Annotated in this window: 15 protein-coding genes and 1 pseudogene; 6 read left to right on the top strand and 10 right to left on the bottom strand. The window is 63.2% G+C overall.

Annotated elements, in window-relative coordinates; genetic code table 11:
* Positions 1–30 precede the first annotated feature (30 nt).
* Positions 31–1,191 (bottom strand): alkene reductase, encoded by a 1,161-nt coding sequence (locus ACFJI2_RS12135; RefSeq protein ID WP_377705243.1) that lies wholly within the window; start codon positions 1,189–1,191, stop codon positions 31–33.
* Positions 1,192–1,279: 88 nt separating this feature from the next.
* On the opposite strand from ACFJI2_RS12135, the gene ACFJI2_RS12140 reads away from it, so the two are divergent.
* On the top strand, positions 1,280–1,666 hold the full coding sequence (locus tag ACFJI2_RS12140) for a winged helix-turn-helix transcriptional regulator (RefSeq protein WP_377705244.1): 387 nt from the start codon (positions 1,280–1,282) through the stop codon (positions 1,664–1,666).
* A 77-nt stretch (positions 1,667–1,743) separates the two neighbouring features.
* Here ACFJI2_RS12140 and ACFJI2_RS12145 read toward each other — a convergent pair whose 3' ends face one another.
* The 4 genes from ACFJI2_RS12145 to ACFJI2_RS12160 are packed head-to-tail and all read right to left on the bottom strand — an operon-like array spanning position 1,744 to position 5,866.
* On the bottom strand, positions 1,744–2,769 hold the full coding sequence (locus ACFJI2_RS12145; protein ID WP_377705245.1) for an arginine N-succinyltransferase: 1,026 nt from the start codon (positions 2,767–2,769) through the stop codon (positions 1,744–1,746).
* A complete protein-coding gene (locus ACFJI2_RS12150) occupies positions 2,766–3,776 on the bottom strand; it encodes a GlxA family transcriptional regulator (RefSeq protein WP_377705246.1) in 1,011 nt (336 codons plus the stop codon). Before ACFJI2_RS12150 ends, ACFJI2_RS12145 begins: the two co-directional genes overlap by 4 nt.
* 3 nt (positions 3,777–3,779) lie before the next feature.
* A complete protein-coding gene (locus ACFJI2_RS12155) occupies positions 3,780–5,117 on the bottom strand; it encodes an amidohydrolase (RefSeq protein WP_377705247.1) in 1,338 nt (445 codons plus the stop codon).
* On the bottom strand, positions 5,117–5,866 hold the full coding sequence (locus ACFJI2_RS12160) for a hypothetical protein (RefSeq protein ID WP_377705248.1): 750 nt from the start codon (positions 5,864–5,866) through the stop codon (positions 5,117–5,119). Before ACFJI2_RS12160 ends, ACFJI2_RS12155 begins: the two co-directional genes overlap by 1 nt.
* Before the next feature lie 161 nt (positions 5,867–6,027).
* Here ACFJI2_RS12160 and ACFJI2_RS12165 point away from each other — a divergent pair, with 161 nt between their 5' ends.
* Together ACFJI2_RS12165 and ACFJI2_RS12170 are read left to right on the top strand one after the other, a co-directional pair.
* Positions 6,028–6,339, top strand: coding sequence for a hypothetical protein (locus ACFJI2_RS12165; protein ID WP_377705249.1), 312 nt, complete (start codon positions 6,028–6,030; stop codon positions 6,337–6,339).
* A gap of 357 nt (positions 6,340–6,696) precedes the next feature.
* Complete coding sequence (locus ACFJI2_RS12170) at positions 6,697–9,450, top strand: TonB-dependent receptor (protein ID WP_377705250.1); 2,754 nt, start codon at positions 6,697–6,699, stop codon at positions 9,448–9,450.
* A gap of 69 nt (positions 9,451–9,519) precedes the next feature.
* Here ACFJI2_RS12170 and ACFJI2_RS12175 read toward each other — a convergent pair whose 3' ends face one another.
* Both ACFJI2_RS12175 and ACFJI2_RS12180 read right to left on the bottom strand, forming a co-directional pair.
* A complete protein-coding gene (locus tag ACFJI2_RS12175) occupies positions 9,520–10,011 on the bottom strand; it encodes a GNAT family N-acetyltransferase (protein WP_377705251.1) in 492 nt (163 codons plus the stop codon).
* A gap of 3 nt (positions 10,012–10,014) precedes the next feature.
* Positions 10,015–10,287 carry a DUF1778 domain-containing protein gene (locus ACFJI2_RS12180; RefSeq protein WP_377705252.1) on the bottom strand — a complete coding sequence of 91 codons (273 nt, stop codon included), beginning with the start codon at positions 10,285–10,287 and terminating at the stop codon, positions 10,015–10,017.
* 166 nt (positions 10,288–10,453) lie between these two features.
* On the opposite strand from ACFJI2_RS12180, the pseudogene ACFJI2_RS12185 reads away from it, so the two are divergent.
* Positions 10,454–10,663: pseudogene (locus tag ACFJI2_RS12185) on the top strand (transposase); the annotation flags it as partial.
* Between the two features lie 121 nt (positions 10,664–10,784).
* On the opposite strand, the gene ACFJI2_RS12190 reads toward ACFJI2_RS12185, so the two are convergent.
* The 3 genes from ACFJI2_RS12190 to ACFJI2_RS12200 all read right to left on the bottom strand — a co-directional run bounded on the left by ACFJI2_RS12190 (position 10,785) and on the right by ACFJI2_RS12200 (position 11,881).
* Complete coding sequence (locus tag ACFJI2_RS12190) at positions 10,785–11,246, bottom strand: tyrosine-type recombinase/integrase (RefSeq protein ID WP_377705827.1); 462 nt, start codon at positions 11,244–11,246, stop codon at positions 10,785–10,787.
* A gap of 23 nt (positions 11,247–11,269) precedes the next feature.
* Positions 11,270–11,443, bottom strand: a complete 174-nt coding sequence (locus ACFJI2_RS12195; RefSeq protein ID WP_377705253.1) for a hypothetical protein — start codon at positions 11,441–11,443, stop codon at positions 11,270–11,272.
* A gap of 66 nt (positions 11,444–11,509) precedes the next feature.
* Positions 11,510–11,881 (bottom strand): Arm DNA-binding domain-containing protein, encoded by a 372-nt coding sequence (locus tag ACFJI2_RS12200; protein WP_377705254.1) that lies wholly within the window; start codon positions 11,879–11,881, stop codon positions 11,510–11,512.
* 102 nt (positions 11,882–11,983) lie between these two features.
* Here ACFJI2_RS12200 and ACFJI2_RS12205 point away from each other — a divergent pair, with 102 nt between their 5' ends.
* Positions 11,984–12,250: a hypothetical protein gene (locus tag ACFJI2_RS12205; RefSeq protein ID WP_377705255.1), complete on the top strand. Its 267-nt coding sequence runs from the start codon at positions 11,984–11,986 to the stop codon at positions 12,248–12,250.
* Between the two features lie 545 nt (positions 12,251–12,795).
* Positions 12,796–13,206, top strand: a complete 411-nt coding sequence (locus ACFJI2_RS12210; protein WP_377705256.1) for a universal stress protein — start codon at positions 12,796–12,798, stop codon at positions 13,204–13,206.
* Positions 13,207–13,306 lie beyond the last annotated feature (100 nt).

Genomic DNA, 13,306 nt, shown 5'->3' on the forward strand with positions numbered 1-13,306 from the left:
GCCTGATGCGCGCCACAAGCGGGCCTCGGCTCACGCCGCCGCGCGTTCAGCCCCGTCTGCCGGATACGGGGCGAAGTCCGTGTATCCGGCTTCGCCGCGCCGGGTGTAATAGGTCGCGCGGTCCGCGTCGGCCAGGGGCCAGCCGTGCTTGAGGCGCTCGGCCAGGTCGGGGTTGCCGATGTACGGCCTGCCAAAGGCAATCAGGTCCACCAGTTTTGTGTCGAGCGCAGCCTCCGCGCTTGCGCGGCTGCTGAAGCCGCCGCACCAGATGATCGCACCGGGAAACGTGGCCCGCACCCTCGCCAGTACCGCATGGTCAACGTGCTGCTGCCTGAATTCGGCGCTCTCCATGTTCCCCGATGGCATAAGCTCGTAGACCAGGTGCATATAGGCGGCGCCGCGCCGGCCCAGCTCGCCGGCCACGTACAGCAGCGTTTCCTCCGTTTTCGGGTCGGCCGGCATCGAGTTGAATGTGCCGAACGGCGCCAGGCGAACGCCGACGCGGCCCGGGCCGAACTCGCGCACCGCCGCATCGACGACCTCCAGCAGGAAGCGCGCGCGGTCTTCGGCGCTGCCGCCTCCATAGCGGTCGCCACGGGTATTGAGTATCGAGTTCATGAACTGATCGAACAGGTAGCCGTTGGCTGCGTGGATTTCGACGCCGTCGAAGCCGGCGTGCCTGGCGTTCGCAAAGGCCTGCGCAAAGGTGCCGGCCAGGGCCGATACTTCCTCCGTTTCAAGGCGCCGGGGCGCGCCGGCGCGGATGAAGCTCAACTTGCCGTCCGGGCCATGGGCAAACACATCCGAATGCTGGGCCCGCTCCTCGGTTACGCCCCACGGGGCTTCGCCGTTCGGCATCATCGACTGGTGCGCCATGCGGCCGACATGCCATATCTGCAAGAATATCGTGCCGCCCCGGCGGTGCACTTCGTCGGTGACCAGGCGCCAGCCCTGCCGCTGCGCTTCCGTGTAGATGCCGGGGGTCATGGCGTAGCCCTTGCTGGACGGCGCGACGTCGGTAGCCTCGGCCACGATCAGGCCGGCGCCCGCGCGCTGGCCGTAGTAGGTGGCCATCAGGCTGTTGGGAATGTCGCCGTCGGAGGTGCGGGTGCGGGTCATGGGCGCCATCACAATGCGGTTCTTCAGCGACAAGGTGCCGCCCAGCACGTGCTGGTCAAACAGGTTTATCATATCTCTTCCTTCAGAGGGGTTGATCGTGAAAGGAAGCTTACTTTCCGGTAGCCGTCCCATCTACACACCAGTTGGTAAGTAAGGTCGCATGAAGATCATCAAGAGATTGCCGGGCTTGCCTGTCGAGCGCACGCTGGCCGTGTTGTCCGGGCGCTGGAAAGGCGTCATCCTCCACGCGCTGCTGGATGGCGCACAACGCACCTGCGCACTGGAAAACCGCATAGCCCGCATTTCGCAGAAGGTGCTCATCGAACAACTGCGCGCGCTCGAGGAGCATGGCATGGTCACCCGGCAAGCCCGCGCCGATGACCGGCAAGGCATCGAATACCTGCTCACGCCGCTCGGCGCCAGCTTCCGGCCCATCCTGCAATCCCTGATCGAATGGGGCATCCATCACGCCGAGGAGCTGGATGAGGCCCACCGGCTGCTGCCCTGCGAAGCGGTGCTCAAAGACCGCGTTGGCTGTGGCTCCTGAATATCGACGAGTAGCACGAGGTAGTAGCGGTTAGCAGCTTTTAGTAAAAACCGGAAAAAGAGGCACGCCCCCGCCTCTCAATTCAGCCGCACGGCGCAGGCTCGTCCGCCTTCGGCCAGCCCGAGCCGCTGGATCGCTGTACGCCGCATCTGCAAGGTGTCGTCGAGGAATTTGCCGTGCGCCAGCGTAGCGCGGAATGCTGTGCGCTCCATATTGGCGACCAGGCAGGCCTCGCCCTCACCGCCCGCATCACCGCGCAGCGCCACGTTGAGCGCCGAGACCACGGAGCGCAGCATGCCGACGCGCGCCTCCGCGATGGGTCCGCCGTCGAAGATGTCCACGTAGGAATCCACATCGAACCCTTCGGCCACCAGTATGCCGAACGGCAGCTCGGCGTCCGGATGCAACTGCCCCATGGCCCACTGGGCCTCCTTGGACAGCAGCGACACATACACCGGCATACGCGGCATCAGCTCGGCGATAAAACTCTTGGAACGCCCGCCGGTACGCTGCTCGGCCTCGGGCAAGGGCATTTTGAAGAAGCGGTGCCCCAGCGCATCCCACACGGGGCTATTGCCCTCGTCATCGCACAGGCCGGGATTCTCTGCCCCGATGCGCTCCGCAAACAGGTGCGGGTAGTTGCGGATGAACAGCAGTCGGCCACGCGACAGCAGTTGCGGCGCCAGCGTGTCGCTGTACTCCGGCTCGATAAAGAAGGAACTGAGCAAAGTGTGGTCGGACAGGTCTTCGCACAGGCGCAAGGTGTGCTCGCGGTTGCTGATGCCCAGTTCCTCGCTGCCGTGCGCGAGAAACTCGTTGCGATAGCAGTAGAAGCGGCCATTGGAGGCCGCCCTGGCGACGATACCGCTGGTGCCGACTACCCGCCCGGCTTGCATATCCTCCAGCACGAAGTGGTAGATTTCATCGCCGTTCAGCGGTTCGCTGCCGGCAAACGCCAGCAGCGAACGTTCGACGCGCGCCGCCAGCCGGGTGCGATCCGGCTTCAGGGTTCGGATGCTGAATGTCGCGGCCCTGGAGAATTTTTCGATGACGTCGAGATCATCCATGGTTGCCGGACGCAGCAGGTAGTCCAGGTGGTTCATTCCATCTCCTCTCCGGCGTTCTCAATCTCGACTAGCGGCATGGTATGCCGGGCACGCTCCTCCCGCGGAGTGCAGCCAAAATAGTTACGGTAGGTGGTAGAAAAATGCGAGCCCGACGTGAAGCCGCAGGCCAGGCCCACCTGCTGGATCGAGAGCGTGGTCTGTTTCAGCTGGCGGCGGGCATGCTTGAGCCGCAATTCCAGATAGTAGCGGGACGGGAAGGTATCCAGGTGCTGGCGGAACAGCCGTTCGAGCTGGCGGCGCGACACCCCAACCAGTTGCGCGATATCTTCCGCCTGCAGCGGTTCGGCCAGATTGGCCGCCATCAGTTCCAGCGCATCCTTGAGCCTGGTCGAGCCCACCAAGGGCTGTGCCGACGCAGGCACCGGCTGGCGCTCATCGCCGCCGCGCAGCCTTTCCAGCCCCAGCGCGACCGCCACTTCGGCGGCAAACATGCTGCCGTGGCGCTTGCCCAGCCAGTGCAGCAGCAAATCGATCACCGCAGCGCCGGCACCGGCACTGATGCGGTTGCGGTCAAGCTCATATAGCCCCGCCGTGAACACCGTTCCGGGATGGCGCTGCTCTGCCTCCGCCTGCAATTGCCAGTCGATCGCGGCCCGGTAGCCATCGAGCAGCCCATGTTGCGCCAGCACTTGTGCGCCCGTGCCGCAGGCGCCCAGTACCCAGGCACTGTCCTGCCCCAGGCTGCGCAACTGCTGCCCCAGCTGGTGGCGAGCCTGTTCGCCCAGGCGCTCGTCGACGCGTTCGTCCGCGATCAGCAACAGCAGGCCGGGCTGCTCGGCATGCAATCTGGCCAGCGGCTCCGCCTCCAGCGCCAGCCCGCATTGAGACACGGCGCTTTCGCCTTCCGGACTATATTGACGCAGCCGGTACAAGGCCTCCCCTTCCACCTGATTGGCAGTGGTGAACGCAGTGCGCACCGCCCCCAGCGTGAACAGCGAGAAGCCGGGCAGCAAGATCAATGAAACGGAGTACGGATTCCCCATGCCTTATTTTCCTGACGCTGCGCCGTCCCGCAAATAATCGGCGGCCAGGCTGGCGAGCGCGCGTACGCCCGTCAGCAAGGCCGCCTCATCGGGATTGAAACGCGGCGAGTGGTTGGCAGCCCACTGTGCCGGATCGGCTCCGGGCGGATTCACGCCGAGGAAAAACAGCATGGCAGGGACGTGCCGGCCGTAATAGGAAAAATCTTCCGCCGTGGTGCTCGGCGCTACATCGTTCAGCAACTGTGCCCCCGCCACGCGGCGCAGGCTGGGCAGCATTTTTTCCGTCAACGCGGGATCGTTCCACGTCACGGGATAGCCCGGATCGAAACTCACCGCCGCCGTGGCACCGGCCGACAGCGCCAGATGTTCCGCCGTGCGCTTGACCTGGACCAGCAACTGCTCGCGCACGGCCGGATCAAAACTGCGTATCGTGCCGCGCATTCTGGCTTCGCCGGGCACGATGTTGGCGCGCTGGCCGGCGTGCAGGGTGCCGACCGTGATCACGGCCGGTGCCACCGTCAGATTGGTCTGGCGGCTGACGATGGTTTGCAGCCCCAGCACGATCTGCGCGGCCACCACCACCGGGTCCACTCCGTTCCATGGCAAGGCGCCATGGGTCTGGCGGCCCTGCACCACGATCTCGAAGGTATCGCTGCCGGCCATCAGCCCGCGCGCGCGGGTGGAGATGGTGCCCGTAGGCTGCGGCGTAATGCCGACGTGCAGGCCGAACATGGCCGATACCTTGGGGTTGTCCAGCACACCCGCCTTGACCAGGCGCTCGGCGCCATTCGGCTCGTTGGCCACGCCCTCCTCGGCAGGCTGGAACACCAGCTTGACGGCGCCCGGCAATTGCCCGCGCATCCCGGCCAGCACCCGCGCCGCACCGAGCAGCATGGCCACATGCATGTCATGGCCGCAGGCGTGCATCACGCCGACCTCCTTGCCGTCCACTTGCACCCGTTCGCGCGAGGCAAACGGCAGGCCGGTTTCTTCGCTCACTGGCAAGCCGTCCATATCGGCCCGCAGTGCCACCACGGGGCCGGGACGCCCCGTCTTCAGCAAGCCGATCACGGCCGTCCCGGCCAGGCCACGCGTGACTTCGTAGCCCATGCGGCTCAGTTCTTTCGCCACCAGGTCGGCCGTGCGGCGCTCGTGAAACGCCAGTTCCGGATGGGCGTGCAGGTCGCGCCGCCAGCTCACCACTTCCGGCAGCACGCTCGCTGCGGCGGCATCGAGCTGCGCGTGATAAGAGTCCAGCGGGGCCGGCGGCACCGGCTGCGCCACCGCACCGGCGAACTGGCTACCCAGCAGCAGCGTGGCGATCCAATGTCCCGGCCTCATTACCACGCCTGATAGAAAGGCGTTTTCAGGCGCACCGGCCGCACGTCGAGCCGCGCATCGAAGATGGAGTAGTCATTGTTGTCCAGCCCCTCATTGTCCCAGCCATGCGTGCGCTCATCACGCCGCAGCATGAACTCGAAACCCAGCTCGGGGGCGGGATCGGCCACTGGCGCATCGGGTAACTGCTCGAGGTCGAAGGCAAGGCCGCGAATATGATCGCGCGGGCCGTCCACCAGCTGCGTCAGTGCGCGCAGGATGGTGTTTTCACCGAGGATGTCGGTATAAGCGGGACGGATATATTCCAGATCCGACACAAAGCCCGGCTGGCGGAACTTGATCTCGCCCCGGGCCTGTTTGGCCGCCAGCACCTGCCCCTTCAATTTGGCCAGGTCGTAACGGTCGCCATTATCGAGATAGGAAATCCGCACATTGCGCACGTTCACCGGCCCCGCTTCCTGCGTCGCCTGGCGCAAGTCCAGCAAGAGCGCCCCGCTGCCGCCGACGATTTCAATTTCGCTGCCATGAATAATGGCAGCGGTGTTCTCGTCCACCCCGAGCCCCACCTTGTAGCCTTTGGCCAGCATCAGCGCCAGCATGCGCCCCACCCTGCCCCGCTTGAGGAAATGCTGGTCGATGAACAGCTGGTCGCCGACAAAGCCCAGCCCCCGGTCGATTTCCTTGCCATCGCGCATAACGCCCTTCATCACCTGCACGGGATTGAGCGCGTCGCGGAACATGGTGCTGCTCATGATGGCGGCACCGGCACTGGTACCGGCAACCACGCCCCCCGCGCGCCTGCAGCTCGCGCACGGCCTGCAGCACGGGCGAGGCTACGCCGTCGGGATTCAGCACGTCCGCCGTGCGCTCCTGCGCGCCTCCGGTAAAGAACACGCCCGTGGCGGCGCGGATCTTGGCCACGTTGGCAGGGTCGGCCGCCGCCTGGCGCGCGGACTCCAGCGTCTCGCCAGCCCAGCGCGGCGCGACCTTCAGCAACTCCGCCTTCGCGCCACGGCGGCGCAACTGCTCCACCGCGTCCGCGCCCGACATTTCAGGACGCGACGACGCGCTGGGGATCACCACGAACCGCGCCTCCGAACCGCCGGCCAAGTCCACCAGCCGCTGGCGCACCGCCTCGTTGTCGGAGCGCACGGCGCCGCCCATCGGTATCACCGTGCCGGCGACCGGCTGGAAGGCCAGCGCCTGCGCCGTCTCTGCGGCATAAGCGCTCAGTTGCGCCGCGCACAGCAGCAGTACCGATACTGATTTCACGGGCAAGCTCCTTCACCGCTATGGAATTGCGGCTATGTTGCCATTGATCTGGCAGCCGTAGCCGGACACGCGGCCCCGTTTGCGCACATTGGCAATTGCATGTCGCACTGTGGAAAGTCCGCAACAGATGATAGCTAACTTTCATTGCAAATGCGACACTACTTTCACACTGAGCGACCCGCGCCAGTTCCGGCGCGCGCAAGCAGCGCTACGCTCATACACTGAAACTGTTCCATCACCACCCAGGGGCGGCACAAACATATTGCTTGCATACGAATAGTAGGACTACCCACTTAAGAGGACTGATCGCATGAAAATACCTGGCACGCACAAGGCGTCTGCATTCCGCCGCTCCCGCTGCACCCACGCTGTATTGCTCGCGCTTGGCAGCATGGGCTTGAGCGCTTACGCGCAAACCATGCCGCGCGTGGAAATCACCGGCTCCAGTATCAAGCGCATTGAAGGCGAAGCAGCGCTGCCGGTTGAAATCATCAAGCGCGAGGATATCGACAAGTCCGGCGTGACCACTGCGGCCGAACTGCTGCAAAAAATTTCCTCGAACGTGGGCGGCCTGACCGATGGCGCCAGTGTCAGCGACGTGATGGGCGGCCAGCGCGGTTTCAACGGCGCCAACCTGCGCGGCCTGGGCGTCTCGAGCACGCTGGTGCTGCTGAACGGCCGCCGCATGGCCAACTTCGCCAGCCCCGGCGACAATTCCGGCGTGGACCTGAACAACATCCCGGCCGGCGCCATCCAGCGCGTGGAAGTGCTCAAGGACGGCGCGTCGGCGATTTACGGCACCGATGCCATGGGAGGCGTGATCAACTTCATCACCCGCAAGGATTATCGCGGCGGCGACGCCAGCGTGTACGTGCTGGGCACCGACGAAGGCGGCGGCGGCAAGAAATCGGCCTCGCTGTCGGGCGGCATTGGCGACTTGAGCACCGACCGCTTCAACCTGTTCGGCGCGCTGGACGTGCAGAAAACGGACCGCCTGGCCAGCTCGCAACGCAAATTCATGCAGGAGTACAGCCTGCCCGACCGCCTGTCGCCGCAGCTGTCAAGCTACTCCTTCCCCGCCAACGTCGACCTGACCGCCGCCCAGCTGGCGACGCTGAACAAGTCGGGCTACCTGAAAGGCTCAGGCCCCGGCGGCACCTGGGCGCCGTCGCCCGGCCGGCGCGTCAACTTCGGCAAGGACTCCTGCGTGAACGGCGGCCCCAACGTCGTGCGCCCGCTCGGCCCGGGCGGCACGGAAGGCTGCTCCTTCAACTACATGGGCGACTCGGAAGTCTATCCGGACTCCAAGAAGCAAAGCTTTATCGGCCGCGGCACCTTCCTGGTGACGGACGCGCATCAAGTGTTTGCCGAAGTCCTGCTGAGCAAGGCCGAGACCAGCTACGCCGCCTCGCCCGCCACCTCCGGCGCCATCAACGGCACCAGTACCGGCATCTTCCTGCCGGCCGATCTGCAAGCCAAGACCGGCATCACCACTCCCGTCAACTTCCGCTTCCGCCTGACGGACGCGGGCCGCCGCACGTCGGAAGTGACCAGCAAGGCGTCGCGCTTCGTGCTGGGCGCGACCGGCAAGGTGGGCGACTGGGAATACGATACCGCCTACAACCACAGCGTGAATAAGGCCACCGACCTGGACATCGACGGCTGGGTATCGCGCAGCAAAATGCTGGCCGGCATGGCCAGCGGCGCCTACAACCCCTTTGTCCCGGCCACGAATGACGCCGGCCGAAAGTTCATGGATTCGATCAAGATCAATGGCGCCGCGCGTATTTCCAAAGGCACCAGCGACAGCGTGGACGGCAAGCTGACGCGCGCGCTGATGGCGATGGGCGGCGGCGACGTCATGCTGGCCGTGGGTGCCGAACTGCGGCGCGAGAAGACCGCGTTCAGCTCCACCGATGCGCTGCGCACCAACGACGTGCAAGGCGACCGCGCCAGCTCCGACGAATTGCTGGCCGACTCGTCCAACTCGCGCGACATCGCCGGCTTCTACACGGAGATCAATGCGCCGTTCACCAAGGAATGGGAAGGCCAGTTCGCCATCCGCCACGACCGCTACAAGGGCGTGCATGATCCGCTGACCAACGTCACCACGCCGGAACTGAAGACCACCAACCCGAAAGTGGCCGTCAGCTACCGTCCCAACAAGGAAGTGCTGGCGCGCGCCTCTTACGGCACCGGCTTCCGCGCGCCGTCGATTGCCGAACTGTTCCTGCCGGTGCGTTCCGGTACCACGGCCAGCTTCGTCAACGACCCGGTCTCGGGCGAAATCGCCCAGTTCGACCTGGACCGCTACGGCAACCCGCAGCTGAAGCCGGAGAAATCCAAGCAGTTTTCAGCCGGCCTGGTGCTGGAGCCGAACCGCAACTGGAACGCCAGCCTCGATTACTGGATCATCCGCAAAACCGACATCATTTCGGAGATCGGCGAGCAGACCGTGTTCGACAATCCGATCTACTACAACGACCCGAATATCGTGGTGCGCGACGAAGACGGTTTCGTGTCCTTCCTGCAGTTCAAGAAAGAGAACCGTGGCAAGCTCAATACGTCCGGCCTGGACATTGCGCTGAACTGGCATGGCGACGCCACCTCGCTGGGCCGCTTCAGCGCCAGCCTGAACGGCACGCTGATCACCCAGTACAAGTTCCAGTCCGATCCGAATTCGCCGATGACGGATGGCCTGGGCGTGTTCCGCGACGACAAGGCCGTGCAGCGCTGGCGCCACAAGTTGAATCTCGACTGGACCCAGGGCGCCATCAATCTCAGCCTGGGCAACACCTTCTTCTCCAGCTATCGCGACCAGAACATTCCCGGCTTGGCCGACCCGGGCTGGAACGACCGCGACGTGAAAGCCTATTCGCTGTGGGACCTGACAGGTAGCTACGCGTTCAATAAGAACCTCAAGCTGCGCGCCGGCGTGATCAATATGTTCGACACGCCGCCGCCCTTCACCAACCAGTCGCGCTACTTCGAAGTGACCTGGGACCCGACCTACGGCGACCCGCGCGGCCGCTCCATGTTCGCCAACCTGCAGTACAAGTTCTAGTACTGCTCGAAGGCGCCCTGTCCTGCCGCATGGCAGGCAGGGCGCCTGGCTTTGCCCATGCTGCCAGTGTCATGCGCGGCCAATCGGCAAATACAACATCAGCGCGCTATCCGCCGTGTGCCGGAACCCGAAGCCTTCGTAGAACGCCGCCACCTGGGAGTCCTTCGCGTCCACGATCAGCACGCGCACGCCCAGTGTTTTCCGCACGGACAGCGCCAAGTTGACAGCGTGCCCCAACAGCAACTTCCCGTAGCCCTTCCCTTTCTCGGATTGAGACACAGCCAGGCGTCCCACGCGTATCGCCGGCACGGGATATGTGGGCAGACGTTTGCGATCCTGCTCCTGCAATTCCTGCAGGCGAAGCTGCGCAGCGGATAGGGTGCAGTAACCGAGGATGCGATTGGGTTGCGCGTCGTCGATCAGAACGTGGGTGGTGGCGATACCATCCCGCTGATGTTGTCCAGCACGTTGGCGCAGGTAGTCATCCAGTGCGGCGACTCCGCAAGTGAACTCGTCGCGGTCATGGTGAGAGGCATCCAGGACGCTGAAGGCCAGCGACATGCTTCAGCGCTGCGTGAGACGGGATGCGGCATCCATCGCCTTTTTCAGGCGGTCATTAGGGCGGAATTGTTCATCCAGCGCCGCAAGGAAGCGCCGCGACTCCTGCTCGGACAGCGTGGCAACGCTCTCTGCTGCGATGGCCATATCCGCTTCCCGCAGCACGGCATCGCGTACGAAAGCCGACACTGCCATACCTCGCAGCGCAGCAGCTTTGACAATACGATCCTTCTCACGGGATTCAAGGCGAAGATCGAGGCGAGCAGAAACAGTCGTCATGAGGGACTCCTTTTGTACGGAATACTACCGTACAAAAAATGCACCTGCAAGCCTTGCCTTGTTAGTCTAACGAACTCAAGCTCTGAGTCAACACCGATGCTCTCCCGCCCTGCCGAAATAGCATAACAATTCTTTAAAATCAATAATTTAGCATCTGCAGGATGCCGACAATTGCTACATTGAAACGTTCAACGGATCGCTGCGTGATGAATGCCTCAACGTCCACTGATTCACCTCCTTGGCCGAGGTTCAGGCTATCGTGGAGGCCTGGCGCGTGGACCACAACGAGATTCGGCCTCACATGGCTCTCGACGACCAAACCCCCACGGCTTTCGCTCGGAGTACGGTTTCTGAAGGGCTTGAAATGGGCCATTGACCGACCGAATTCCCGGACCCGAAGTGTCTATGGAATCCAAGCGGATCAAACCGACCAAACCCTCGCACCCAAAGTGTCCATCGAACCCAAGCGGATCACTGGCCGCGCCCTCACTCGTCGATCAAGTCGGCCCAGTGCTGCAGCATCGCGCGCCGCTGTTCCGCATACTCGGCCTTGTTGTACACCGCCCAACGCCGCGCTGTTCGTGCACCAGGCACTTCTCGATCCAGTCGGTGTTGTAGCCCGCCTCGTGCAGCTGGGTCGATGCCGTTCGGCGCAGGTCTTGGGGCGAGAAGTCGGCTAGCGGCCGGCCGGCGGCGCGCGCGACACGCAACACCGATGTCGCCAGCTGGTTCAACGTCGCGTTCGAGATGGGCAGATCGGCGTCGTAGCGCGATGGCAGGACATAGCGGGAGCCGCCGGCGCAGGTGCGCAGGCGATAAAGATGTCGACAGCCTGAGTTGACAAATAGACGTTGTGGGGGATTTCGGCGTTTCATACGCTCGGCCGGGATCGTCGAGATGCCGCTGGAGAAATTGATCTCGCCCCACGTCGCATCCGTCAACTCGGATTTGCGTACCATCAACCAGGGGATCTCCGCGCTGCTCAAGGCCCTGTCGCGCGGCGGAAGGTGGCGATGGAGCGTGGCGGCACCTTGTCGGCAGGATTGGGCAGGCCGTGTCCGGGCTGGCCGGCATGGCGAAACACCAGCATCACGATCTCGCGCGCGTGCACTGCGGTGGCGGGCGCGCCGCGCGCGACGATCGCGTCGCACACCACGCGCAGCTCTTCGTGCGTAATCTCGCGCAGCAGCAAGCGGCCGAAGGGCCGCTGCAGGCCGCGCTCCTACACCGAACGGCGCATGTCGCGCGTCGACTCGGCCATGCGGTGGTTGGCCAGCCAGCGTTCGGCCCACTGCCCGAACGTCTCCTCCCCTTCCAGGCGCTGCTTCTGGCGCCGCTTGTGCTGGGTGGGCGACGTGCCGGCCGCGACCAGCTTCCTGGCTGCATCGAGCTTCCCGCGTGCCTCCGCCAAGGTCAGACCACCCGCCCCATAGCGCCCGAACACCAGCGTCTCCTGGCGCCCGTTGATACGGTAGTTGAAGCGGAACGAGACCACGCCGGAAGCGAGCACCATCGCGTACAGGCCATCCCGGTCCACCACCTTGTACGCGCGGGGGCCGGGCTTCAAATTTCGCAGTTTGGTGTCTGTCAGCATGTTCGCCTCCTGCACGATACCATCATGTTAGCTATCTTTCTCATTAAATCAATAAGTTAGGACATCGTAAACGCACGCGCGACGCGCAAGTCGGCGCCAAAATTGCCCTCCGATACCATCAACGAAAAACGTGATGGTATCGGGACGCGGCGCGCGCGCCGTCCGCGCCATACCATCGCCGGCACCAGCAATCGCGCGCGCTTGCGATTGCCGATCGTTGCCAGATTTCTCCACCCCAAAATAGAAAAAGCCCCTGAAAATCAGGGGCTTAGTTTTAGTTTAATGCCGCGTGCTGCGTGGTGCAGCCAGACGGGGAATTATTCCCATTCTATTATTCACGACAGACGTAAGCCCTTGATTCAGCTTTAATTTCTGATCCAACAAAGAGGCAATACCATCGCTGATACCATCAAAAAAACGCGTTCACAGTACCGGAATCCAACACGATTTGCAGTAATAATATTACACTAATGCGCTGCATTGTTGGCGCGCCCTACTCTGCGCATTGGACAAGTTGTCCGTTTGCTAGCTGAATTGACCCTGTCAGTTTGACCCGCCCGCCATACCCTCGCGAACGCCGCGACCCGGTCGTAAGACCCCTCAAAGCCCAACTCTCTTAGTTCTTCATGAAGTTGCTTCAAAGTGGCCGCTGCTTGCGTGACTTGGCCTCCTCGGTCTTTAGTAGCCCGGATAGCTGGAAAGCGTACTTGTCGATTGCGCTGGGTGAGCGCCTGTCCGAGTAGGACGGCTCTGTAACTTCCGAGCGCAGATAGCGCCGGACAGTGTTTCTTTAGATGCCAAGGCGTCTGGCGATTCCTCTTAGTGGGACCTGGTCGCGAATGTGCCAGCGTCGAATAATGCCTAGTAATGCCACGCCGATCACTCCAATTCCACACTCAATGTCATGAGCAGGATTGTGTCTTAAACGTGGGTCAGATTCTGGTGCAAATTATGCGGCAAAGTGGGTCAGTTTTAGATGCAAATCAACAGCACGCTATCTGGCGCGTCAGGAGGTCGCAGTTGAGGTTCTTGAGCGTCAAACTTCTTGCGATGTCGGCATTGCAATGCTCTCACTGGCCGCCGAAGTAAGAGCGGATCGGCTGGTGATGGGAGCACATAGCCACAGCGGTTTGCGCGAACTGGCGCTAGGCGGCGTAACGCGCACCGTACTGCGGGACATGTCCCTGCCATCCTGTGGGCGCATTAGATCCCGCGAGCGCAAGGACAAACATCCTGCACGGCAGCAGCCAAGCCAGGCGTCGGCCGAGACCATCTCGTCGTCCCTTCATACCGTCGCCCCTGTGACTAGGCGTCCTCGCCAATAGCAGACATCGAAAGGCTGGCTTGCTGGCGTACTGACGAGCTGGAAAATCAAACAGAACTCCTGGCAAGAACAATATCGCGGCCGTCAACCCCCGCAAGGGG

The organism is Pseudoduganella sp. UC29_71, from assembly GCF_042693265.1.
Classification (GTDB): domain Bacteria; phylum Pseudomonadota; class Gammaproteobacteria; order Burkholderiales; family Burkholderiaceae_D; genus Rugamonas.